The sequence below is a fragment of the Flavobacterium sp. CF108 genome (assembly GCF_900129795.1).
Classification (GTDB): domain Bacteria; phylum Bacteroidota; class Bacteroidia; order Flavobacteriales; family Flavobacteriaceae; genus Flavobacterium.
Map to the genome: position 1 here is coordinate 176,890 of NZ_FQWW01000006.1, position 24,516 is coordinate 201,405.

Annotated in this window: 23 protein-coding genes; 10 read left to right on the forward strand and 13 right to left on the reverse strand. The window is 29.7% G+C overall.

Going from position 1 to position 24,516, the window contains the following annotated elements; all coding sequences use genetic code 11:
- Window positions 1-10: 10 nt before the first annotated feature.
- The 8 genes from BUE10_RS17280 to BUE10_RS24030 form a co-directional block, all read right to left on the reverse strand.
- Window positions 11-508: a hypothetical protein gene (locus tag BUE10_RS17280; RefSeq protein WP_073487101.1), complete on the reverse strand. Its 498-nt coding sequence runs from the start codon at window positions 506-508 to the stop codon at window positions 11-13.
- 21 nt (window positions 509-529) lie between these two features.
- Entirely contained in the window at window positions 530-988 is a 459-nt protein-coding gene (locus BUE10_RS17285) for a CHAP domain-containing protein (RefSeq protein WP_073487103.1), read from the reverse strand.
- Window positions 985-1,272, reverse strand: a complete 288-nt coding sequence (locus BUE10_RS23905) for a methyl-accepting chemotaxis protein (RefSeq protein ID WP_091290755.1) — start codon at window positions 1,270-1,272, stop codon at window positions 985-987. Before BUE10_RS23905 ends, BUE10_RS17285 begins: the two co-directional genes overlap by 4 nt.
- 316 nt (window positions 1,273-1,588) lie before the next feature.
- Entirely contained in the window at window positions 1,589-1,834 is a 246-nt protein-coding gene (locus BUE10_RS17295; RefSeq protein WP_053471137.1) for a hypothetical protein, read from the reverse strand.
- 436 nt (window positions 1,835-2,270) lie between these two features.
- Window positions 2,271-2,471, reverse strand: a complete 201-nt coding sequence (locus tag BUE10_RS17300) for a hypothetical protein (protein WP_053471136.1) — start codon at window positions 2,469-2,471, stop codon at window positions 2,271-2,273.
- A gap of 122 nt (window positions 2,472-2,593) precedes the next feature.
- The gene (locus BUE10_RS17305) at window positions 2,594-3,310 is read right to left on the reverse strand and encodes a DUF3164 family protein (protein WP_083598141.1); all 717 of its coding nucleotides are present in this window, start codon (window positions 3,308-3,310) and stop codon (window positions 2,594-2,596) included.
- A 27-nt stretch (window positions 3,311-3,337) separates the two neighbouring features.
- A complete protein-coding gene (locus tag BUE10_RS17310) occupies window positions 3,338-3,616 on the reverse strand; it encodes a hypothetical protein (protein ID WP_073487105.1) in 279 nt (92 codons plus the stop codon).
- Complete coding sequence (locus BUE10_RS24030) at window positions 3,609-3,746, reverse strand: hypothetical protein (protein WP_157849152.1); 138 nt, start codon at window positions 3,744-3,746, stop codon at window positions 3,609-3,611. The genes BUE10_RS17310 and BUE10_RS24030 overlap by 8 nt, the downstream gene beginning before the upstream one ends.
- 307 nt (window positions 3,747-4,053) lie before the next feature.
- Here BUE10_RS24030 and BUE10_RS17315 point away from each other — a divergent pair, with 307 nt between their 5' ends.
- Window positions 4,054-4,737, forward strand: a complete 684-nt coding sequence (locus BUE10_RS17315; protein WP_053471133.1) for a S24 family peptidase — start codon at window positions 4,054-4,056, stop codon at window positions 4,735-4,737.
- Between the two features lie 318 nt (window positions 4,738-5,055).
- Window positions 5,056-6,852: a glycoside hydrolase family 2 protein gene (locus BUE10_RS17320; protein ID WP_083598143.1), complete on the forward strand. Its 1,797-nt coding sequence runs from the start codon at window positions 5,056-5,058 to the stop codon at window positions 6,850-6,852.
- A gap of 139 nt (window positions 6,853-6,991) precedes the next feature.
- Here BUE10_RS17320 and BUE10_RS17325 read toward each other — a convergent pair whose 3' ends face one another.
- The 5 genes from BUE10_RS17325 to BUE10_RS17340 form a co-directional block, all read right to left on the reverse strand.
- Window positions 6,992-9,172, reverse strand: coding sequence for a prolyl oligopeptidase family serine peptidase (locus tag BUE10_RS17325; protein WP_073487108.1), 2,181 nt, complete (start codon window positions 9,170-9,172; stop codon window positions 6,992-6,994).
- A 42-nt stretch (window positions 9,173-9,214) separates the two neighbouring features.
- Window positions 9,215-9,364: a hypothetical protein gene (locus tag BUE10_RS24035; RefSeq protein WP_159439065.1), complete on the reverse strand. Its 150-nt coding sequence runs from the start codon at window positions 9,362-9,364 to the stop codon at window positions 9,215-9,217.
- 127 nt (window positions 9,365-9,491) lie between these two features.
- Entirely contained in the window at window positions 9,492-11,198 is a 1,707-nt protein-coding gene (locus tag BUE10_RS17330; RefSeq protein WP_073487110.1) for a helix-turn-helix domain-containing protein, read from the reverse strand.
- Window positions 11,195-12,070 (reverse strand): thiopeptide-type bacteriocin biosynthesis protein, encoded by an 876-nt coding sequence (locus tag BUE10_RS17335; protein WP_073487112.1) that lies wholly within the window; start codon window positions 12,068-12,070, stop codon window positions 11,195-11,197. Before BUE10_RS17335 ends, BUE10_RS17330 begins: the two co-directional genes overlap by 4 nt.
- Complete coding sequence (locus BUE10_RS17340; RefSeq protein ID WP_073487114.1) at window positions 12,060-14,369, reverse strand: lantibiotic dehydratase family protein; 2,310 nt, start codon at window positions 14,367-14,369, stop codon at window positions 12,060-12,062. Before BUE10_RS17340 ends, BUE10_RS17335 begins: the two co-directional genes overlap by 11 nt.
- Before the next feature lie 471 nt (window positions 14,370-14,840).
- Between BUE10_RS17340 and BUE10_RS17345 the strand changes: the two genes are divergently transcribed.
- From BUE10_RS17345 to BUE10_RS17375, 8 genes are all read left to right on the forward strand, one after another.
- Window positions 14,841-16,193: a radical SAM/SPASM domain-containing protein gene (locus tag BUE10_RS17345; RefSeq protein ID WP_073487116.1), complete on the forward strand. Its 1,353-nt coding sequence runs from the start codon at window positions 14,841-14,843 to the stop codon at window positions 16,191-16,193.
- Between the two features lie 63 nt (window positions 16,194-16,256).
- On the forward strand, window positions 16,257-16,406 hold the full coding sequence (locus BUE10_RS24040) for a hypothetical protein (RefSeq protein ID WP_159439066.1): 150 nt from the start codon (window positions 16,257-16,259) through the stop codon (window positions 16,404-16,406).
- A gap of 73 nt (window positions 16,407-16,479) precedes the next feature.
- Complete coding sequence (locus BUE10_RS17350) at window positions 16,480-17,583, forward strand: lysophospholipid acyltransferase family protein (RefSeq protein WP_073487118.1); 1,104 nt, start codon at window positions 16,480-16,482, stop codon at window positions 17,581-17,583.
- A 29-nt stretch (window positions 17,584-17,612) separates the two neighbouring features.
- Window positions 17,613-18,752: a hypothetical protein gene (locus tag BUE10_RS17355; protein WP_073487119.1), complete on the forward strand. Its 1,140-nt coding sequence runs from the start codon at window positions 17,613-17,615 to the stop codon at window positions 18,750-18,752.
- A 620-nt stretch (window positions 18,753-19,372) separates the two neighbouring features.
- Window positions 19,373-20,359, forward strand: a complete 987-nt coding sequence (sbnA, locus tag BUE10_RS17360) for a 2,3-diaminopropionate biosynthesis protein SbnA (protein WP_073487121.1) — start codon at window positions 19,373-19,375, stop codon at window positions 20,357-20,359.
- 28 nt (window positions 20,360-20,387) lie between these two features.
- On the forward strand, window positions 20,388-21,374 hold the full coding sequence (locus BUE10_RS17365; protein WP_073487123.1) for a 2,3-diaminopropionate biosynthesis protein SbnB: 987 nt from the start codon (window positions 20,388-20,390) through the stop codon (window positions 21,372-21,374).
- Between the two features lie 55 nt (window positions 21,375-21,429).
- Window positions 21,430-22,422: a TauD/TfdA family dioxygenase gene (locus BUE10_RS17370; protein WP_073487125.1), complete on the forward strand. Its 993-nt coding sequence runs from the start codon at window positions 21,430-21,432 to the stop codon at window positions 22,420-22,422.
- A gap of 142 nt (window positions 22,423-22,564) precedes the next feature.
- Complete coding sequence (locus BUE10_RS17375; protein ID WP_073487126.1) at window positions 22,565-24,511, forward strand: cyclic peptide export ABC transporter; 1,947 nt, start codon at window positions 22,565-22,567, stop codon at window positions 24,509-24,511.
- Window positions 24,512-24,516: the final 5 nt, after the last annotated feature.

The window sequence follows — 24,516 nt, forward strand, 5'->3', positions numbered from 1 at the left end:
AAAGTTAATTTTAAACCATTAATGGTTTATAGATTTTGTAGACGAATCTTAGAAGTATAAAAACCAGGGCAATAAGAAGTATTCTGCCCAGCCAAATTTGAACCTTTTGCCAAAAAGTTAAGTAATTGACAAACTTGGTAATTGTAATCGTTTTTTCCTGAACATCTTTTACCTGTTTCGATTTCCAGAAAGCATAGAGTTCCTGTTCTTTTAAGTCGCAGTCAACGCTGAGTTTATTGTTATCAAGTCGAACCCTTGGGCTTTTTAATGTACGCCCTGGTTCGGCCTGAATAACATTTTTAAGAACTACTTTTCCGTTAATACAATCAAGTAATGCATTGTAAGAACTGCTGTCTTTGGCAATTTTAAAAACAGTATCGTGCAGCGTTTCTGTAATAGTAATAGTTTGAACTTTATTTTCGTTTTCAATGGGTTTCGGACTTCGGCATGAAATCACGATCAGAATAATCAAAAGCGAAAAAACAAAGCATTTTAGTTTTTTAGTCATAATTAAAATTGGTTTATAAATTTAGTTTTGCAGACGTAAAAAGCCTTTTACGCTTTTTATATCACGTTTTCTTCTGGCTACTTTGTAACCTTCACGGCCTCCGGCGTCATTTGTGTTTCCTTCAATGGTGTAAATAGTGTTTCCAGTCACTTTTTCAACGAAACCCGTATGGCCAGCGCCATTATTAAAATCCATAATGAAAACATCTCCGGGCTGAGGTGTTTTTTTTACCAAAAGCGGTCTCGAATTATATTGATCCAGAACTCCGGCAGTTTTCTTTAAAGGATTTTTAGCATTAATCTGCAGCGCTGCTTTTTGTGTACACCAGTAAACAAAAGCCATACACCAGGCATATCCTTTTGATAGACCAACGCTTCTTAAATAAATTTCAACTTCGGGTCCGGAGTTGCTGTTTCTGGGAATTTCTTCGACACCAATTTGTGCCGTGGCGATTTCTAAGGTTTTTTGGGTTAGTGTCATGAATTTTTTCCGTTAAGCTGTTTAAATTTTTGTAACTCATCAACCAGCTGTTGGTTAATAAGCATAAGTTCTTTGTGCTGTACTTCCATTTTTTTTATGGTATCTGTGGCGGCGGTTAGGCGAGCGGTAATGTCATCAAGAAGATCACGATAATATTTTACGGCGCTTACTGCGTTGTCAAGTTCGGCGGCGCGGTCTTCTGCTAATGATTTTCGCATAGAGAAAAACCAGGTTATAAAAGCGGCAAAAAATGCCGTAAGAGATGGGTATAGAAACTGTTCCATTGAATGTATTAATGTTGAATATTTAATAAATGTGATTTGGGAAAACAACAGCAGCATGTTGTTTTTTTGGAAGAAGCGAATCTTAGATTTTGGCAGTTAGATTCCTGCCGTTCTTCCCTTTTGTGATTGCAAAGATTGGGTAAAAAAAGCCCTAAAAAAAACGAATGCAAGGTGTGTGAACATTAGTATTCTAGGGCTTTACATAGTTGTACAGAAAGCGAACAAAGCTCATTTTCACGAGAGTAAATGGCTCATCTTTGTACCATAAAAACAATGTTTTTAAGTGCTGAAAAGATTCGCTTTTCTTTTATAAGGATTAAGAAGACTTTTCCTGATTGCTCATAAGTTCTTCAATTTTTTTCAATTCTGAAGTAATAGGTGTGCAAAGTATTTCATACAAAGTAGTTCTTGAAATGGGATAAACAGGATATACATATTTACGCCATACTACCGTAGTAGGAATATCTTCTGTCTTGTGTTTTTGATACAGTTCTTTAACAAGTTTGTAGCGTAATAATTTATTTTTTTGAATTCCGAGGCTTCTGTTTGAGGATATAGGCATGATAATGATATTTATAGAGTGATAGAAAATGAAGAAAGATTTTTTGAAAAGAGAAGAATTATTAAAATGAAGATTTAATCATGATTAAGAATTATTTGAATACGATATAACGACATAAAGATTTACAGCAGCCAAACCATTTAATCTTTTTAAGTAATGGTTTTTCTACTTCAAATGCCATTTTTTTGAACCTCGTTCTGAGGTGCTATTTGTTAAAGAATATTTTTTAACAATTGAGGTCTGTACTCTTCCTATCATGATCTCGTTCCGCAGCTCTAAAGACTGGGAACTCTACAGAAAGAATGGTTTTTGGCTGCTTTTTTGGGTAAAAACCGCCCATCTTCGGTTCCTGTTTTCCTTCAGAAAGAAGCGAAAAACAGGAACCATTTTTTTATGTTTACTTAAGTTTTTATAAAGTAGATTTTGAGGGATTTATTCAGCCTTTGTAGGTGGCAGTTGTGTGTTTTTTAAATCTCGGATTTTTAATTACGATGCTTTCATATTGATTAAAAGCCTGACGTTCTTTATTCGATAAATCATTTTTACAGTTCCAGTTTCCTAGTCCGTCTTTAAAAATGGTATGTTCATTAACCTTGTAACTTTCGTGGTCAGTAATTGGCTTTATTTTTACGCTCATTTAAGTATTGTTTAAAAATTATTTTGATTCTGAAATAAAACCATTCACGGAATAAAAGAATTGGTTTTAAATTGGTTGCAATAAGCAGAAGGGCTAAAAGAGCCGACGCGTAAATATCATTATTAGGCTGCATGACTTTGTTCGTTTTGCTGGTTAAAGAAATTAAAAGCATAACCCTGTAAAAAATCTACAGACGACATTGACAATGGGATATTAGTTTTTACACCATTTTCATCAATTCTGTTTGCCTCAATAAACCAGCTTGAGCGGATAGGTTTAAAAGAAGAAGCAATAATTTCAACACCATCTGTAAATTCTTCATTATTAAATTCTTTCGTTAATTTTTGAAGTTCTAAAACGCGCGAACCTTTTAAATTTCCTTTAGCATCTTTTTTTAATAAATTGAAAACAATTTTTACTAACGATGCTGTTTCTTTACTTGTAGAAAGCGACGAAATATAATTCTGTACTTTTTCGATTCCAATTGTTACTGTATCGTCCCAGCCTTCATTAATGCGATATCCAATCGTGATTTCTTCTTTATCATTAGAAAAAGTATGAGACATTTGTTTCTCTTTAAAACCATAAACCTGATTCTTTAAATCCAGAATAGTTTCAAATAATTGAAAAGTTTCTGTTTTTGCATTTCGCATCATTTCAGAAGTTTCATGTAATCTCGAAAGTGCTTTCGGAATAGTTTCGGCTACCAGCTTTTTATAAGCATCTCGTTCTTCATTTTTTTTATTTTCAATTCGGTTTAAGGCCTCTTTTAATTGCTGTGCAGAAAATTGAGATAAGTCCATAGATGGGTTAATTGTATTTGTTAATGCAGTGTTCATAATAATTAGCTTTAGTTTTATAATAATTTAGTTATGCAATAAGATTTCTTCTTTAAATGGATCACCGTAATAAGGTTTAAAATTATAGTGATCAGCAAGTTTTAATACTTCTTTTAACTTGTTTTCAATTGCCTGTGAAACGGGACGGGGAGAGGCGGTTTCATCGTCCAGAATATGCATCCATTGAAAACGTTCCTGATTAATGCAGATTCTTTCTCCGGGCGTAAAAGATTTCGATCTTTCAGAACAATATTGAAGTGCCAGATACAATTGTGCAATTCTTGTTTCGATTTGATTTCTACTCATGATTTTTATTTAATAAGGTTCGTAATTTTTTGATGTCAGATTCTATTAAGTTTCTCTCGGGGCTGTTTGGATTTTCAATCAGCCAATTTTCCAGTTCCTGAATTTTTTCCTTGATTTGATTTGTTTCCATTTTTATGATTTAGATAATGATGAGTAAAGTTTTTTTTAAATTTTAATGATTAATATTACTAGTCATTCGTAGTTTTATTCTGATTTAGTGTAGTGTTTCTTTTTTTTATTTTTCAGCAACTTAAATGTGTTGTAATTATTTTATAATCAACATATTGTTTGTGCATTTTGTTTTGGTTGTAATTTCTGTGGCGCATAAATTTGTATGTGTTTGGCTTGTTTTTAATATTTATTTTTCTTTACTTTGCAAATATAATGTAAAATAATACATCAAAACAAATTTTTAACGTAAAAAAATACATCTTTTTATGGGGTCGACTGAAAGAATAAGAGAATACCTTGATTATAAAGGGATTACTAAATATAAGTTCTGTAATGATTTAGGATTTTCTAATAAGTTTTTAGATAACAGTAGTAATATGGGAACTGATAAAGCATGTAAAATTTTACACTACTACCCAGAGATAAATTCAGAATGGCTTTTAACAGGAAACGGATCCATGATAAAAGAGGACAACACTAATATTGTAATTATGAATAATGACCGAAAAACAATCGATTCGCTGCATGTGAGTCAGGAAATACCATTATATGATTTGGAAGCTGTAGCAGGTTTAAGGGAATTATTTAGCAGCGGAAAGCCACAAAGAGTTTTGGATACGATAAAAATTCCAAATCTTCCTAAGTGTGACGGAGCTATTTCTGTTACAGGAGATAGTATGTATCCGTTATTAAAATCCGGAGATATAATTTTGTATAAGGAAACAGAATTTGATAATATCTTTTTTGGAGAAATGTATCTTTTAAGTGTCAAATTAAACGACTGGGAAGAATATATTACGGTAAAATATGTTCAGAAATCAGAACAAGGGCAGGAGTTTGTAAAATTGGTAAGTCAGAATTCACATCATCAGCCAAAAGATATTCATATTTCAAAAATATCTGCATTGGCACTTATAAAAGCCAGTATTCGTATTAATACGATGATGTAAACATATATATTACTATAAAAGTTAAGCCTCTTAAATTATTGTATTTAAGAGGTTTTTATTTTTTTACCCCATCAATAAAGTGCAAGTAGATGCTCTTTAAAAGAAAAAATCAACTACGCTCTTTTTTTGCGTTAGATTTACTTTGTAGTGTATTTGATATGTTTTTTCTAAGTTTAAGGTAAATAAACCTATTGTAATTTAGGAACGGCAAATGGATTAATTAGTTATGAAGGATGATTTTTTGATATGCAGCTGATTGTTAATTCGTTTTTTTAATAAGAAATAGAATGTTGTATTAAAAATAAAATAAATTTAACTATGAGAAAAATTATAATGCTGTGTTTTGCTTTTCTGATTTTTGGAAAAATGATGGCACAGGAAATTCCGTTACTATCCAATATTTCATCTCGAAATAACATCAACCTAAATGGGAAATGGAGTTATATTGTAGATCCGCTTGAAAACGGATATTACGATTATCGTTTAATGCCTTTAAAAGACAACGGATTTTTCGAAAATAAAAAATTCAATACCACAGATTTAACCGAATATAATTTTGCGACTTCAGCCACGATGGATATTCCGACTGACTGGAATTCAAAAGATCAAAGATTGTTCTTTTATGAAGGAACAGTTTGGTTTCAGAAAGACTTTAATTATAAAAAAGATGCACAAACCAAAGGTATTCTTCATTTTGGAGCAGTTAATTATGATGCAAAAGTATATGTAAACGGAAAATTGGCAGGAACTCATGTTGGCGGTTATACACCTTTTAATTTTGATGTAACTAATTTATTAGTCGAGGGAAATAACTTTGTCGTAGTAAAAGTAGATAACAAACGCCATAAAGATAATGTTCCAACGGTAAATATGGATTGGTGGAATTACGGAGGAATTACAAGAGATGTTACTTTGGCTCAGGTTCCAAATACATATGTTGAAGATTATTTGGTTCAGCTAGACAAAAAAGAAAAAATTTCCGGCTGGGTGAAGCTGAATACTGAAACTGGAAATCAATCAATTTCGGTTTCCATTCCTGAATTAAAAATAAAAAAGAGTATTACAACCGATACTAAAGGTTTTGCCTATTTCGAAATAAAAGCAAATCCGGTTTTATGGACTCCGGAAAAGCCAAAATTATACGATGTAGCCATAACCAAAACAGGTGAAAATATAAACGATAAAATTGGTTTTAGAACAATTGAAACCAAAGGAAAAGAGATTCTGTTAAACGGGAAAAAAGTCTTTTTAAGGGGGATTAGTATTCATGAAGAAGCACCTTTTAGATCTGGAAGAGCATGGTCGCAGGAAGATGCTGTTACGCTATTAACCTGGGCAAAAGAATTAGGGTGTAATTATGTTCGTTTAGCGCATTATCCGCATAACGAAAACATGGTAAAAGAAGCTGAAAAAATGGGATTAATGATTTGGTCTGAAGTTCCGGTATATTGGACCATTTCATGGACAAATCCTGACACATACGCTAATGCTGAACATCAGCTGCATGATATGATTTACAGAGATAAAAACCGCTGCGGAATCGTAATTTGGTCAATAGCAAACGAAACGCCTCATGGCGACGACAGAGATCTTTTCTTAAGCAAACTGGCAAAATATGCCCGTACGCAGGACAATTCTCGTTTAATTAGTATGGCGATGGAAGTAACCAAAAGTTCGAACAATATCAATACGCTGCAGGATAATATGAATGAATATGTAGATATTGTGAGTTTTAATCAATATTTAGGCTGGTATAGGGGAACGAATGAAACCTGTAAAGATATGCAGTGGGTAATACCATATAATAAGCCGGTTATCATCAGTGAATTTGGTGGCGAAGCTTTACAAGGATTACACGGCGACAAAAAAGAGCGCTGGAACGAAGAATATCAGGAAGAGCTGTATATTCAAAATACACAAATGTTTAATCGAATTGAAGGTTTAGCAGGAGTGTCTCCGTGGATTTTGGTAGACTTTAGGTCGCCAAGAAGGCAATTGACAAACATTCAGGATTTCTTTAACCGTAAAGGCTTAATTTCAAGTAATGGAATTAAAAAGAAAGCTTTTTATGTGATGAAAGATTGGTATGCGCAGAAAGAAGAAGAGTATAAGTAAAACGAGTTTTAGATAAAGTGAAAAACCTTCAAAATCAGAAATGATTTTGAAGGTTTTTGTATTTTTTTCAATATTAAAATTTTCTACAAGTATTCCAGAACCTATTTCTAAGCTCAAAAAATGTAGAAAAATAAAATACTTACTCCCTAACTTTATAGTTGTCTTTGGTTAATTTAAATTTTGGATGCCCCATTTGCCAAAAAGCAAAAGCAAATTCATCTGCAAAATCATTATACAATTGCAAATTTGAACTATTTATCCCATGTCCGGCATCATAATTTACTGCAAAAAGGATTTCATTTGTAGACGATTTAATACTTTCAAGTTTAGCTACAAATTTGGCTGACATCCAAGGGGCAACTCTGGCATCATTCATACCTACAGAAATAAGGCAGGCCGGATAGTTTACACCTTGTTTTAGGTGATTAAAAGAATCAATTTCTGCCAATATATTGAGTTCTTCTTTGATACTTGGATCACCTAACTCCTTCATGTTATTAGGGCCATTTGGAGCCTTGTCAATTCTAAGTGGATTAAGATAACCATCATAACAAATCATTACTTTGAATAAATCAGGACGTTCTGTCATTGCCCTGCCTACAAGAATACCGCCAGCACTTCCACTTAACATACCTATTTTATCTTTTGCAGTTATATTATTAGCGATTAAATATTCTGCAGCAGCAATAAAATCTTTCCATGTATTGGGTTTGTTTTTCTTAAAACCACTTTCATGCCAGCTGTCTCCTTTTTCTCCTCCTCCTCTTACATGTGGTATAACATAAATGCCGCCATTCATGACCCATGACAGAATGATAGGCTGAAATCGCGGACTTCTTGAAATTCCATAAGATCCATAACCATCCATCATGACGTAATTTTCTTTATCACGTTTTAATTTCTTATTGTAAATTAAACTAACAGGGACTAAAACACCGTCGTGCGAAGGAATTTCAATTTCTTTTACTACAAAATCTTTAAATTCAGGATATGAAACAATAGGATTGGTAGTGTCCTCAATAAACTGATTCTTAGCAAAGTTATAGCAAAATCTTCTGTTTGGGTTCAGCCACCCGCTTATGTTTATTGATAGATCACTGCCATATTTGTTGTTTGAAGATATGGAAATGTTTCCCGCTTGTGCAGGTAAATTAAGAGGTTTTATTTTTTTATTTTTTATGTGATATAACTTGGCTTCAACGCCATTTTTTTTAGTCGTATAAAAGAGACCGTCATTATTTACCACAAAATCATCGATCGTTTCTTTTACATTTTCTTTTACGATTATTTCAGGATTTTGAAGGTTTAAATTAGAAATTTGGGTTTTAATGATTTTAAAATTTGAAGTTTTATTTGAAGAAATGCAATACAATTCGTCATTTAAAATTACAGGATTTAATAATCCGTCGCTTTTTTTATAGAGTAATTTCCAATCTATTTTCGAATTTTTTAATTCGCTGATATCAGCATAATAATAGTCTAAATATATTGCCGCCCCACTCAGAGAAGCTAAAATATATTTATCCTTATAATTTATTTTTTTTATAATTGGGAAATCTGATCGTGAAATCTGCAAATCGGGATTGTTTTTTTTTGAGAATAAAACAATATGTTTTGATGAATCATCTCCAATTTTATAAGCAACAGATTCAGTATCTAAAAGATAATTGGGTGATTTTGTGTCAATAACAGGTATGTTAACATAGATTATTCCACTGTTATCTGGCAGCCAGTTAATTCCGCCTAATTCTGCAGGCCAGCAATTTAAAATAATTGAGGGTAGTATTTTTTTGCTATTAATATCAAGAAAACCTATTTCAGCAATTTCTTCTCCATTTTTGGTAAAACTAAGTGCAATTTTTGTTTCATCCCACGATGGTTTAAGGTAAGAAATGGTGTAAATGTTTCCTGTTTCTTTTTTATAGTTTGCAGCATCAAAAATTAAAACTTCATTTTTTCCTTTTTCTTTTAAATAAAGCTTGTCAGACTTGTCTGCAGAGGTTCTTTTTAAATAATAAAAAGAGTTATTTTCTGTAATTGTTAATAATGTTACATTAAATGATTTTCGTTTTTCAAATTCAATGAATTTTTCAACGAATTCATTTCTACCCGAAATGTTATTCAATAAATTTCTAGCTCGATCATTATGTTGTTTAAACCATTTTTGTACTGAATCATTCTGTAAATTTTCTAGATATTGAAAATTATCCATAATTGTAGTATTCGAATGTTTATTATCTTTCTCTTTTACTATCACATCTTGAGATAAGGCGGTAATTGAGAAACAAAATATAAAAATAAGCTGTATTATTGATTTCATTAATGTAACATTATTTAATTGCCTGGATAACTTAAAAACAAATTATCCTCTTATCGTTGGTGAAGTAATTGGTGGATCTTCATCTGCCAGCGAAGCTCCGCCGCCTACGATAACTTTTTTGTTTTTAATTTCTGCAATTCTAAATTTTTCCAAAGAAAGTTTTTTTTCTTCAATTCTGTTTACTTTTTTCATTTGATTTGTATTTGTAGTTGATACTAGTTTGATACAAATGTATATTGATGAAGTAATTTAAAATAATAGTACTTGTCTACATTTATAAATGTAGATGATTTAGGTTGTTAATCATTGATAATCAGAACTATGCGGATAATTTATTTTTTGTTTCTTCTATTTTTTTAATGAAATATGAAGGTTGTAGTCCTGTCTTTGTGTAAAATGCTTTTGCAAAAGATTCCGAATTACTAAAGCCAACCTCTTCTGAAATAGCTTTTATAGTATATCTCCTAAATTTTTTATCTTTTTTCAATCTTGAAATAGCATAATCAATACGCATATCATTAATGTATTGACTAAAGTTTTTCTCTTTGTAAAAATTGATAATTTTAGATAAATAGCTGCTATTACTGGCAAATTCTCTGGCAAGATCTGTCTGTTTCAAGTTTAGTCTTAAATATCCTTTCTTATTTTCAAATTCTGACAGCTTTTTTAATATGTCTTTTATCATTTCAATAGGCAGGTCAATTGTTTTTTCTTCCTGATTGTTTTTTATTTGAATAATTTGTTCTTCATTGTTTGAATTTTCCAGTAAAGGAGCCTGCATTAATTCATTAAAACGTTGTTCAAAGAGTTTATTTTTGTTTTTTACTTTTATTAGGTAATAAATAGAAAATACAAGTCCTAACATTAATAAAATAGAAATAATAGTGTGAAAAATATTTTCATTTTTAATCTCTTTAATTAAGTTTTCTTTCTCAATTAAAAGATTTGGTGTGTCATAATTTTTACTTATTTTATTTGAAAGTATTACATTATTTGCTTTAAAATAGCTCTCAATCTCTATCAGCCTGTTTAAATAATATAATTGTTTTTTATCATTATTAGTAATCTTTGAAATTTCTATTAAACGGATGTAATTGTCTTTTATATCACAAGAGTATTGTTTTGTTTTAACTAAAATGGAATCGACTTTTTCATAATAAAGCATTGCTTTATCAATGTTTTTTTCGCTTTTAAAGATATTCTCTCCTTTATAATAATAACAAATAGCTAAGTTTGAAGTATCATCAGTTTTCTTAATTAAGCTTATAGCTTTTTCCAGATAAGTTTTACTTTGATTAAAATCATTTTTAAGATTCAAACATATCCCTTTATACATTATATAGTATGGGTAATATGGATTAGTAACCGGAAGTGTTTTTAATTCATTATTTATATAATTCAATGCAACATCCTCTTTATTTAATCTTATATAAATATCTGCAAGGACCCATTTAATAAAAATAACGTCGATTTTTTTATTTGGCTTGTCCTTAAAATAATTTAAGTTCTCGACAAATAAGGGCAAAGCTTCTTCTGGCCTTCCTAATTCAATTTTAATTAACCCAATATATCTTTTAATTATTAAATTCTGCTCAAAATTGCCTCTCTCCTGAGACAGCTTTTCAGCAATCAATATATATTTTAATGCTTGGTTTAAATTAAGGTTGATTTGAAAGTAATTAGCTTTCAATACATAAGCTTTTGCCGGATAAATAAAATCAGACTTACCTTTTGTCAATGAAATAATAGAATCTGCATATTTTAATTGAATCGCTTTCCCTCTGTGAGTTAAAGCTTTATAATACATAGCGTCTGCAATCCTGAAAACATCATTGACTTGCCGGGCTTTTTTATAATAAATATCAATATAAGCTGTTTTTTGATTTAAGTCTGACGCTGAATTTTCTATTTTTTCATCTAACTCTTTGAAACTTAATTCTTTTAAGTTTATGTTCTTTAAGTTATTCTGTTGTGAGAAAATCACTCCATTAATAGCAAGCAATAAGATTAAAGTAATTTTTTTCATTTTTTTTTATGTATAACATATTTGTAATATCGGCTCATAAAATCATAACATAACAATTCATATTCTTTTTGTTTCGATCTGAATGTTCTATTAATATTCATATGAATAAAAGAAGTAATTAAATCTAAAGAATTGATATTTGGATTTTTATGACTTTTACTCAGAATTGTTTTTATAGTTTTTATTTCTTCGTTATTAATTTTTATTATTTCAGTAAGTCCATCTAAATATTCCGGGTCTTGTTCATTGTCAAGAAATGACAAAATATCTGGTTTGTATTTTAAATACACCCGGGATAAATTGTTTGTATTTTCTTTTTTTACATTATGTTCGGTTTTAAATTTCATAGACACATGCTGTACAAACTCCAGACAAGTTTCTATTGGTATTTCAAAATATTTCAGCAGGTCTTTAATCATTTGCAGTGAACTAAAAATCCTGGCTATTTCATCATATTCAGGTGTTGTACAACTAATTAATTCAACTACTTTTTTACTATTGTGATAAAATAATTTTTCTGCTTCAACAATTGTATTTCCGCCGTATCTTTCTAATTCTCTTTTGTAATTAGCCAGAAAAAAATCATTAACAACCTGATCTTTAATTAATTTAGATAAATGCTCGTTTATAAATTTTATTACTTCCTGAAATGCATCCAGATTAGTTAGATGAAAACGTATTCTAAGATGATTATTAGGATCTTTATATCTTATAAAAAACCATTCATCAATAAGTTTTTTTTCAAATAGTTCATCTGCAATTATTAAAATTTCATTAACTAAAATTCGGTCTGCTGAGTAACTGCCACAATAAATTTTATAATAGACCCATTCTTCACCAATGATAAAAAATCTTTTTGTTTTAAAATCCATGTTTTTCCCATTTCAAGCTTACTATAAATTCGTTTGCATAATAATCATCTTTACTTTTAACTATTCTATCTGATGGAAATAAATATTCTTCTAATATAAATTTTGTTCGATTTTTAATAACTGATAAAAGCATTTCAACACAAGTCGAATTTTGTGTATTTATAATTAAAGTATTATCTCCATCTACCAGTGAAATATATTGTGGCAGTGATTTAGATATTGCTGAAGAAATATCTGCAATTAAACTAAAAATATTTTTCTCATAAATTTTATATTTTGAGCTTAAATTCCTGAAAAAAACAGGATTCTTCTCATGGCTGAAAATCCATTTGGCTTTTGAAATAATACAATTTCCAATAGTTACCCTTGGGAAATAATTAAATAATTTTTCTAAATTATCTGTTTTAATTCCTATCCCGGATTTGCAATTTTCAAATTGCATATCACATAAAAACTGGTAAATAGGTAAAGCCTTGTATGAAAAATTATGGGCATTGGTTAATTTTGGAATAATCTCTTTTCCATGTTTTTTACTCCATAAAATTAAACGGCCGGATTTTATTTTTAATAGAATATCTGTAATATGGATTTGTTTAGCTGAATCTAAATTTGACTGTCCCAAATAAGGAATTTCATAAGATCTGAAAGTCGGTCTTCTTAGCACATTTCCGGTTCTTGATTCTGGCAGATGAACAATTTCTGCAATAATTGCATTGGCATTACTATCTGATTCATGTTTTGTAATTTCACTTGCAAAAGCGTTTATAAAATCATTACCATAACAAAATCTTGCAAATAAATTTGCAGCACTAGATCCTCCTATGTTTTGAATTACAATCCATTCTTTTTCGTCTTCTTTAACAATTTCAAAAAGGCAGGAAAATGTATTGGGCAGATTTTGATTAGAAAAATCAATATTTTTAAAATCAATAAAATTTAATTCAATACTTTTTTCATTATCAATTATTGCTTTCTCAAATTTATAGTGAATTATTTTTTCTACTGGGCCTAAAATAGTTTTATCATCAATATTCCCTTCCTGTTTTAATCCTAAACCATCTAATATAGGTGACACATCAAAATTTCCATTGTCAGATCCGTACCCAATTCCGGTTTCAAAATCTAACGCCGTTACTAATGGTATAGATTCGCCATCATAACGTTTTATAAATTCGGTTTTAAAATTCTCTAAAAATGTTTTTTTAGGTATTGAAGAAATTTTATTTAAAAGCTTTATGGCATTTAATAAATCACCTTTATATTTTCCGTCTAATTGGAGTTCATTCGAATTAAGAAATAAATCTGTTTGAAACAGATATTTTTCATTAAACAAAAGGTTTTTATCTTTTATGATTTGAACAATCTTTTCATAAGATGATATGGATTTTGTTTGCGCTTCATCAATCTGTGATAGTTTTTTTGACAAAATTTTCAGATCCGGAAGTAAGCCGCTTTTGATAGTTTTATTTTCAGATAACTGTTTTTCTTTTTCTGCTGTTGAATTAAGTTTTTTGTTTTGTTCCAGCGAATCACTTAAATTAAGTAACTTATTTAAAAAATCATCTCCGGTAAGTGTCAGTTCCAATTCTGAAACTAGAATTTGATTACTTATTAATTCGTCTATAAAGTCGATTGCCTCAGTCTCAGTTATTTCATCTGATTTTAAAAAATGAGTTAATTCAATTTTAGAAATTCCTAAAACTGATTTTTCTAGTATAAAATCTAAATACTCATTTCGTTTTACTGCTTCAAGAGAGTAATTACGGCTGTCTTGGTTTAATATATATTGAACATATCTATAATAATCACCTAATTTGTATAAAGTGCTATTTGGATAATAAAGCAAATTATTTTGGATCAGTAAATTGTTTTGTAGTTCGTTCCCTAAATTAGCAATGAATTGCATATCAAAACGGGTCTTTCTATAAAAGGACCCTGCATTTTCAATATTCATTTTTGTTTCAGTACCAAATTTTCCAGAACCACACGCTGAGAAAAGTCCAAAGGGAGTACATCTCGTTGACATCCGGACAAAATACTTTAATAACGAAATTTTGATTTTTTGACCTTTATCTGTGGGATAATTTTCGGATGAAATCCATTTTTGTACTTCTTTATATAGTTCTGGCGATGCTACAAATAGAGATTCCTTAATTTGATTATCATTTAACAATTCCTTTATTACCCTTTCTTCAATTACAAATCCATTTGTAAGATTTTTATAGAAACTAATTGGGTGAATAGGAATTCGGGCAATAAAGGATGGAAAAAAACTATAATCTATTTCTGATTTAAGCATACATTTTACTATAAGAATCGGATTTCAAAAATAAAGTATTTTATCAATTAATCAATGATTATAAGAATATAATTACTATTTCTTTAAACAATATTTATCTCATTATGATAATTTATGATTGAAAACAAAAAAAAGTTGAAGTTGTCAAGCATAGTCGCAGAAAGGCTGCACAATGGGGTGATCAGGCAATTTATAAATATCGATTCGATATTTATAAATCTGGCTTACTAGTTTTTGTTTTGTTTGCTGCCATCCTCTAGTTTTACTACAGAAAAATAATCCATAAATAGAGTTTGCAGTTTACAAATTGCTTAGAAGACGCTAAAAAATCCAAACAATTTTTAAATAAAGATTTAATTATAATTATGAATTGCTTTTATAATTAAATGCAAATCTGTGAATCATCTCTGCTGTTTTTTTTAACCTGAATATTGGATGGGAATACCATGAAAGATCAAAAAATATTTAAAAATGAAATATAAGTTATCAGATTATTTAGTTTTTTCCCAGCCTATTATATCAAATAAATACGTTTTAGTTTACTCTACTATTTCAACCACTATGATATTAATTCAACAGGATTTGTATCATATCTTAATTAATAACTTCTTCGATAAGATCGACAATACTTCATTAAATGAATTATTAAAAAATAAAATACTGATTTCGAGCAGCTTTAATGAGTTAGATTTTATAATTCAGGAAAATAAAGAAGCCATTAAAAACGATGACTTACTTTATCAGGTTATTTCTCCATCAGCAAATTGCCAATTAGGCTGCGGATATTGCGGTCAGGTACATACAAAGAAAAAATTGACCGATAATTTGAACAAAAAAATTATTGAAAGAATTTCAAATAATTTAAAAATCAAAAAATATAAAAAGTTAGGTATTTCCTGGTTTGGTGCCGAGCCATTAATGGGTTTGCTAAACATAAAGAAATTATCTGTGGAGTTAATGGAGTTAGCCTCAAAAAATAATTGCGGGTATTCGGCTAAAATGATAACCAACGGATTAAGCCTAAAAAAGGATGTTTTTTTTGATTTGGCAGTAAATTATAAGATTGAAAATTTTGAAATTACGCTGGACGGTACAGAAGAATATCATGATGCAAGAAGACATACCAAATTAAAAGATAAAACATTTGCTTTGATTTTTAAAAATTTAAAAGATATAGTAAATGATCCAAGATTTGATCCATTAAATTGCGCTGTAAGAATTCGATGTAATGTAGATGAATTAAATTATAAAAGTGCCTTTGATTTAATCGAACTGCTTGATCAAGAAAGGATTCTGGAAAAAATATCATTTTATACCGCACCCATACATTCCTGGGGCAATGATGCTCATTTAAATTCATTGTCACATCAAAATTATTCCAAGTTTCAAATAAATGAATATTTACTGTTAATGAAAAAACAGCATTCTTTTGCAATACTGCCAGGTAAGAAAACCAATATAGTATGCACCAGTCTGCACGAAAATGCTGAAGTATTTGATGCAGATGGTAATGTATATAACTGTACAGAAATCTCTCAGGTAGATGTTTATAAAGATATGCATGCATTTAAGTTAGGTAAACTAAATGATGAGTCATATGTTAATACAGAAAGATCATTTTCTTCATGGAACGATGATATTTTAAATGGAGAAGTTCCGTGTACAACATGCAGAATATTACCTATTTGCGGCGGCGCCTGTCCTAAATTATGGAAAGAAGGGATATCGCCATGTCCTGCTATTAAGTATAATATTGAAGACAGGTTATTGTTAGAATTTAGTAAAAGAAAAGAAGAGTATTTACAACTCAAAAATATTGTTTAGGCCAAACAATAGGGGGAAGTCGAAAAACCTAAATAGAGTAGGCATACATTTAAATCAAAAAACATGAATGATTTAGAAGATTTAAAAAAAGAGCTGGAAGTAATCGAACTGGAAGAAAGACTTGAAATGGTTCAGTTAATTGCTGCAGATGCTGCAGATGGACCACAAAGTCCAAATGGAAATTCTAGCTGTTGTTTTGGTTCAGGCAACTAGTAATTAATCTAGACACCTAAGAAACTTAATTGTTTCATAGGTGTTTAGTTTTTTAAATAAAATTAAATGATATATGGAAGATTACTTAAATTCAATTGAGCAAAAAATAAATTTATTAAAATGGGAAGATGAATCCGCCGAAAGCAGGATTGAGTTTCTTAGGGTATCTGCCAATGGTAAAAAGATAAAAAATATAAAAGAAGATTTATTTTTTAAAAACTATTCCATACAAAAAAGGCTTACCATAAATGAAATTAATAATTTTTCAACATTATACAACGCAGGAAAAATTAAGATTTATGGCGAAGAAAATTTAATTTTAAATGGCCCGGCTTTTTATGCCTCATTCCATATGGGACCGTACATGACTATTCCAATTCTATTGGCCTTGAAAAAAATTACTTTTTCTGTGGTGATGGATGATTATTCGTTTCAGAGAAAAGTGCAGTATGAGAATCCTGATATTAATCCTGCAACATCCGGAATTGATTTAAATTTAAAAATCAACCCTGATTTTTTAAATGCAGAAGATACCAGATCAATCTTTAAAATGATAAAAAATATTAAAGAAAATAAAAGTCTTTTTTCTTATCTGGATGGAAACACAACGACTGTTAATGATCAAAAACACTCCTTAAAGGTCAAATTCATGAATCATGAAATGAGTGCTCAAAAGGGTATTCCTTATTTATGTCATTTATTAAAAATCCCCTTAATTCCTATTTTTTCTTATAGAGAAGATGGTCTTATTAAAGTTATTATTAAAAAGGCTATTTATCCAGCAGGAGATAAAGATGCATTTTGTGAAGAATCTTTAAGTCAATGCTGGAGTATGTTTGGAGATATTCTTACTGAATTTACAGAGCAATATGAGTTTTTAAATAAAAATATTTTTATTTCAAACGATGCTGATATTAAAGCAAATGCATTAGAATTTAAAGAGGCTGATTATGGTTACAAATTTAATTCTCAATGGTATAACTTTTATATAAATGAATCTGATTACTTTTTGTTTAACAGCGTTTCGATGAATTCATTAAAAATTAATAAAGGGCTGTATTTTTTCTTGCAAAAAGTGAATAGTAAAAATTTAAAGCTTACTAAAATCGAACTAATCGAATTTATTCCAGACAAGAATTTTGTAGAGTCATTAATTCAAAATCAGATTTTAATTTAAAAAAGGCTATTCAACATAAAAGCAATAAATTGATACACAATAATAAAATACATGAAATACAATTATTAAAAAACAATGAAAGTTATTTAATATTATATCAGGAAAATTATTTTTCAATTAGCCGGTTATTTTATGAATTATTGCAAGAGCTTAAAAACAATAATCATCAAAAAGAAAAATTTATTGAAACCTATAAAATAAGCTCAGCAGATTATGATGAACTTTCGGGTATTGCTTCAAGTAAGCTGGACTTTATTGTGAACAAAAAAAAGAGCAATAAAAGTTACATTAAACTATCTGTAAATATATTATCAGAAAAAAAAGTTATAAATATATCTCAATATTTGTCTTTTTTTTTTCAAAAACACATTTTCAATGTACTGTTCATAATTGTTGTTTTAGCGGCAATAATTACCCAATTTATTCTAAATTTTAAATATCGAAATCACTCTTTGTTCGATATGTCATGGCCGGATTATATTTTTGTTTATTTTGCTTTACTGGCCGTTATGATTTTTCACGAGCTTGGACATTCTGCGGCAAGTAAATATTTTAAAGTTGAGCCTAAAGAAATTGGTTTTGGTTTTTATATAATATTTCCGGTTTTATATTCAAATGTAACCCGAATCTGGCGGTTAAATAAAAATGAAAAGGTTATTGTTAACCTGGGAGGGATTTATTTTCAAGGTCTTATCAATTGTTGTTTTTTGCTCTTTTTGGTATATAATAAAAATTTTAATTTATTTACTTACCTGATGCTTATTATAATAAAAACAAATCTTTTTGTAATGGTTTATTCCTTAATTCCATTTATAAGAAATGATGGTTATTGGATAGTCTCTGATTATTTTAATATTATTGGCTTAAATAAAAAATCCTATACTTATATTTTTGACCTGATTAAAAGAAAAGCGAAACTGCAATATTTTTTATTAGCTTTTAGTATTGGTCAGTATGTATTTGTTTTCTTTTTATGTCGTTATTTTTTGCTTACAATACCTACTACAATATCCAGATTTATACTTTATACATTAAATAATGGCTTCTGGAATCTGATTTCTACAAATATTGAACTCTTGTTTAAAGGCTTGTTTTCGATACTTATTTTAATTATTGGCCTAATTTCATTTTACAAATTCTTAAAACTTCTTTTTGTAAAAGGACAATAAAATCCTCTTAAAATTTTAGATAAGCGGCATAATTGACGCTGCTTTTTATTATTCAAATAAGGACATAAGAAATGTTTTAGTTTGAAAAAGGTTTAGATAGAATTTTATCTAAATATTTAAAGTGAATTCTTACAAGTAAAATGACTTATAAAATTTAAAATTTATCAAGATCAGGCATAATAAAATTATGTTCTGTTTGTGATTTGAAATTTACAGATTTTCAAAAAATAAAAAGGCTATTTGCAAAAAAACTACCCGTTTTTTATAGTCATATTTTAATAAAATCTCATTTTTATTTGACAGATCTGCATGGTAATTTTAATTTAATATTGTATTTAAGTGATTGATAATAAGTTGTTTAATTGTGTATTTGTTTGAGATTTATAAATACCGACTCGATATTTATAAATCTCGACGAGCTTCATTTGTATTGAAGGGCGTATTCGTCTAGTTTTGGTTTCGGAAAGTTGAGAATTAGAGATTAATTACAAAAAATACTTACACTGTTTATTTCTCATCGGCCGAAATTTATATTCCAAAAAAATAGATTTTTTGATTTTACTAGTATAAGATTAAAAATAAAAAACGAAGGATTTTTTAAGTAAACGATTTTAAATATTATGATAAATAACATTTTAAATAAGGTAGGCAATACACCATTAATATCCATTCCGATGGATGAGAATCCAAACCTAAACATTTTTGCCAAATTAGAATTTTACAACCCAACCGGAAGTGTAAAAGACAGAGCGGCATGCTATATTATAAGCCGTTTGTTAAACGAAGGTATAATTAATAAAGATACTACACTTATTGAATCTTCGTCGGGAAATTTTGGAGTTGCACTTTCGGCATATGCAAAGCTCAATGGTTTAAAATTTATCTGTGTAATAGACAAGACAACTTTGCCTGTTAACGAAATGCTAATCCGTCAGCAAGGTGCTGAAGTTATCTGTATAACACAACCGGATGAGCATGGAGGGTATTTAATGAACAGGCTTAAAAAGATCAAAGAAATATTAAGTACTACAGATAATATTTACTGGATTAATCAATACGGAAATCCATTAAATGCCCAGGCTTATTATAATTCTTTAGGAAAAGAAATTTGTTTTGAAGCGCCAAGACAGAAACTGGATTACTTATTTATGGGAATAAGTTCTGGAGGAACAATTACCGGGGTATCAAGAAAGGTTAAAGAAATGTACCCAAATGTAAAAATTATAGCCGTAGATGTTTATGGGTCAATAATATTTGGAGGTAAAGCACGCAAAAGATTTATACCAGGTATAGGTTCCAGCATGAGACCAGATATATTAAACGATGCAAAAATAGATGACGTGGTTTATGTAAACGAAGAAGAAACTATAAGTTCCTGCAGAGAATTATTAGAATTACATAATCTGTATGCGGGAGGATCTTCTGGTTCTGTATATGCTGCAATTAAAAAGTATTTCATTGAAAACCAGGTAGATACTCAGGTTAATATAATGTGTGTATTTGCTGATAGAGGCGAGAGATATATCACCACAATTTATGATGATGACTGGTGTGACAGAATTAGAAAATACAATTTAAGTGCTTCTTTAGAAGCAGTGGCCCAATAAAATAATAATTAATGTTAAGTGTTTTAAAATGATATATTTAAGCGATAATGATGTAAAACTTATTGATCTTAACTGGGAGCAAAATGTTGATGTTATAGCAGCAGCAACCCAATGTATAAAATCAAAAGACATAGCTCAGCCAATAAAGCCATATTTAAGATATGGAAATCTTCAAAATAGAATTATTGCAATGCCGGCTTTTATTGGCGGCGATATAAACAGATCTGGTATCAAGTGGATTGCTAGTTTCCCTAATAACATTAAAAAAAATATGCCCCGTGCACATGGTGTTATAATTTTAAATGAAGCAGAAACCGGACAGCCCGTATGTGTAATAAATAGTGGTTCAATATCAGCAATCAGAACAGCTTCGGTAAGTGGTTTGATTGTTCGAAAATACATGGAATTAAAAAAACTTAAAAATGTAAAAGTGGGCATTATAGGTTTTGGACCAATAGGCCAGTATCACTTAAACATGTGCAGTCAATTGCTTGGAAATACTATAGACGAAGTATTGCTGTATGATTTAAACGGTGTTTCAAACCAAAATATTCCTGATGCAATAAGAAATAAGGTAAATGTTGTAAATAGTTGGGAAGAAGCATATTTAGATGCAGATATCTTTATTACATGTACAGTATCAAAAGTGCCTTATATAAACTTAAAACCAAAATTAGGTTCTCTTCATTTAAATGTTTCTCTAAGAGATTATAAAACAGATGTTTTCCCTTGGTTCGAAAAAGGAATGATAGTGGATGACTGGGAAGAAGTCTGTAGAGAAAATACAGATGTTGAAAATTTCAATAAAGTCAACGGACTGCAGGAAAATGGAGTTAAGCTTATTCAGGATGTTTTGAATGATTTTCTGCCAAGTTTAAATAAAGACCAGCCTGTTATGTTCAATCCAATGGGTATGGCAGTCTTTGATATTGCAATTGCAAACCATTATTTAGAATTAGCGAAGAAAAATAATGTTGGCGTTTTTCTAGACGACAGCGTACCGCAATTAAATTAAAATAAGGCAATTTTTTATAAAAACAATTGAATTTAAACATCATAATTTTTAAACTATGGAGACTTCTATTAGACCAAAATCCAATCAAGAATTTCAATTTGGTGAAGGAATTATTATAAAAACAGTTTCAAAAGACAATCCTTTTACAATAATCTCTGACAGAGAAAGAGATACTTTAGAATGGGCCGAAAAGCATAAAGACGAGATAAATAATCTGCTTCTGGAACACGGAGCAATACTTTTAAGGGGATTTAAAATTGATAGCCCAAAAAATTTTAATGAATTATTTTCAACTATTTCCGGTCAGGCAATAGAATATAAAAATAGAACATCGCCAAGAGATCAGGTATATAGTAATGTTTATACCTCTACAAGTCATCCAAAGAGCGAAACTATTCATATGCATACTGAAAATTCATATTCAAATATTTATAATCGAATAATTGCATTTTATTGTTTATTACCGGCACAAATAGGTGGAGAAACACCAATTGCAGATGAAAGAAAACTTTTAGCCAGTTTAAAAAAAGAAACAGTAGAAGAGTTTAAGAAAAAAGGTATCCAGTATGTTAGAAATACTATTCCTGGAATAGGATTAAGCTGGCAGACTATTTATCAAACAGAGGATAAAGAGGAGGTAGCTAAGATTCTTAAAAACAACGGGCATGATTTTACTTGGGTAAATAGTGATCACTTAAGAATTAAATGGACTCTTCCTGCTTTTCAGGATCACCCTGTTACCGGTGAGGAAATGTGGTTTAACCATATGTTTTTTGGACATAAAGAACTCTATGATCCATCTGTCTTAGAATATTTTGACGAAGAAGATTTACCATTTGCTACCTATTATGGCGATGGCAGTGAAATAGGGGCAGAAGTAATAGAGGAATTCAAAAACTTTTATAAAGAACACTCCATAGTTTACACCTGGGAAAAAGATGATTTTCTGCTGCTGGATAATTTAATGTTTTCTCATGGCAGAAAACCATTCAAAGGTGATCGTACTATTTTAACAGCTATGGGGCAGCCGCAGGATATGAAACTATAGTATCAAAATAATTATTGAAAAGTGAATCTTATTAAAACAAGTATGCAGTCATCTTGTTCTTTTAATTTATTCTTTCCTAAAAAAAGCATTCGTAAAACTTTAATTAATAAACAATTAAATCTTAGGTAAAATATAGAATAATATGGAAAATATAATATACAAATTGTATTTAATTAATGGCATTATTGCTCTTTTAGGGTTGGTGTTTTTTGGATTGGTAATCTTTCAAAAAATAAATAAAAAGAGAGAAGTAGATTTTTCATATAAAAAAGTTTACAGTTATTTCAAGGGCTTTCTAGTGCTTTTACCAGTTCTGGTCGCGCTTTACTATATACCAATTGCTCTTTATGATAAAGATTTTTGGTTAGACAGCAAATACCAATATGTAGAGGCACAAAATGCAGTACTGTTTTTGGGTATTATTATTTTAGGTTTTTACGCTTTAGTAAGAATTTCAACTTTTTTTCCTCATAAAAACGAATACTACGATATTGGTTCGCAATTGTTGTTGTTAAGTTTATTTCCGGGAATTGCAAGTGCTATAAATGTTATGATTATCAGCAAGTTTGTTACTGATGATATAGAAGCCAAATACCTTTTGTTCTTCTTTGCCGTAACCACCTTTATTTATATTGTCACTGTTAGGTTAAGTAAAAGAAAAACAGCAAGCCTTGGGATTTTAATAGCTCATAAGTTTAATATAATTATAGCTAACAAAATTTTTAAAATCCCATATAGAAAATATGAAAAACTTGCCAAAGGAAAAATCTATACAATCCTGAATGATGATATTAATGCCATTTTTGGGTTTTCGCAAAATGTAGTTAATATTTACACCACTTTTATCACTACCGTGATGGTTTTGGTATATATGTTTACTCTAAACATAATTAGTTCACTAATGCTTATTGGCGTAACTGTAATAATACTTGGACTTTTATTTTTAATGTCAGGCAGACTTAAAAGAACAGGACACAAAGCAAGATCAAAAAGAGAAAACTATACAAGTTTACTATCTGGATTGCTTAACGGATTCAAGGAGCTGGTTTTGCATAAAGTAAAAAGAGACAGATTTCAATCAGATCTAAAAGTAGTAAGTAAAGATTATTACGATGCCAGTCAGGAAAATATTAATGCAGGAATTGATGCTGCTTTATTTTCAGAGCTTTCTTTTACCATCGCAGTAGGAGTTTCATGTTTAGTTTTTCCGGTAATTTTTGATTTTAATAAAGAACTTGTTACAGCTTATGTAATTGCGGTTCTGTACTTATGGGGGCCTGTTGGGGCTTTAATAAGCGGAGTTCCACAAATAATAAATGTACAGGTTTCATGGAAAAGGATTAATGATTTCCTTGAAAATGCAGATGTCGATGAAGTATCATACAGAGATATTACTGAAGAAGTAGAAATAGTAAAAGTTGAAAAAATAAGTGTTAACGAAGTTTATTTCAAGTATCAGGGTGAAAATGATAAACAAGACATTACCTACGGAATTGGACCAATAAACTTTGAAGCAGATCGTGGCGAATTAGTTTTCATAATTGGCGGAAACGGAAGCGGTAAAACAACTTTTCTAAAATTACTTATCGGCCTTTATGAGCCAGAGTCAGGAGAAATTCTGATTAATGGAAAAGTGGTTACTTCAAAAGAATTAAGTGAGTGTTTTTCAGTTATTTATAGTGATTTTTATTTGTTTAAAAAGATATATGATATAAAAGAAAACCGCTTAGATCAGGTATACGAATGGCTGGATGTGCTTCAGTTATCTGATAAAGTTAAAATTGAAGACGGCGTTTTCAGCACTATAGATCTATCTAAAGGACAATGTAAGCGTTTGGCCATTTTAAAATCATATTTAGAAGACAGATCTGTTTATTTCTTTGATGAGGTTGCTGCTGATTTGGATCCGGAATTTAGAGATTTCTTTTACAATGACTTATTAACAAAAATGAGAAATGAAGGAAAGATATTGATCATAATTACCCACGACGATAAATATTTTGACATAGCCGATAATATCTATAAAATGGAAATGGGCAAAATTGTACATCTCAATAAAGAAGCTTTTAAACTATCAGAACACATTTAAATTAC